The organism is Saccharomonospora iraqiensis subsp. paurometabolica YIM 90007 (assembly GCF_000231035.2).
Classification (GTDB): Bacteria; Actinomycetota; Actinomycetes; order Mycobacteriales; family Pseudonocardiaceae; genus Saccharomonospora; species Saccharomonospora paurometabolica.
Genome location: NZ_KI912196.1, coordinates 161,440 through 162,103, shown reverse-complemented (window position 1 = coordinate 162,103; position 664 = coordinate 161,440). Strand labels below are relative to the sequence as shown.

The 664-nt window shown below is 76.1% G+C and carries 1 protein-coding gene; it reads left to right on the top strand.

The genetic code is table 11. The features are described 5' to 3' along the window. Positions 1-664, top strand: a 664-nt coding sequence (locus SACPADRAFT_RS25075) for a KR domain-containing protein (RefSeq protein WP_157577029.1), incomplete at both ends; no start/stop codon positions are given.

Below are 664 nucleotides of genomic sequence, written 5' to 3'. Positions count from 1 at the left end.
GACGCGCCCGGCGCCGCGGACCTCGCCGACGACCTCGCCCGCCTCGGCGCGACCGCGGCCGTCGTCGCGTGCGACGTGGCCGACCCCGAACAGGTCCGGGTCCTGGTCGCCGAACACCCCGTGACCGCAGTCGTCCACACCGCGGGCGTCCTCGACGACGGGGTTCTCGCCGCCATCACCGAGGACCGGCTGGACACGGCGGCCCGCCCCAAGCTGACGGCGGCCCAGGTGCTCGACGAGGCCACCCGCGACCTCGACCTCACCGCGTTCGTCGTCTTCTCCGCCGCCGCCGGGCTGTTCGGCAACCCCGGCCAGGGCGCCTACGCGGCCGCCAACGCCGGGCTCGACGCGCTCGTGGCCCGCCGCCGGGCCGAGGGCAAGCCGGGTGTCTCGCTGGCCTGGGGGCTGTGGGCCGAAGCCAGCGGTATGACCGGGCACCTCGACGAACAACAGCGCGAGCGGCTCCACCGTGGCGGCATGACGCTGCTGTCCACTGAAGACGGGATGGCTCTGTTCGACAGGGCACTCGGGTCGGCCGAGTCGCTGCTGTTGCCGATCCGGCTCGACCTGGCCGGGGTACGTGCCCGCGCCGACGAGGGTGTCCCCCCGCTGCTGCGCGGTCTGGTCCGCGCCCCGCTTCCCGCGGCCGCTGCCGCCGCGCCCG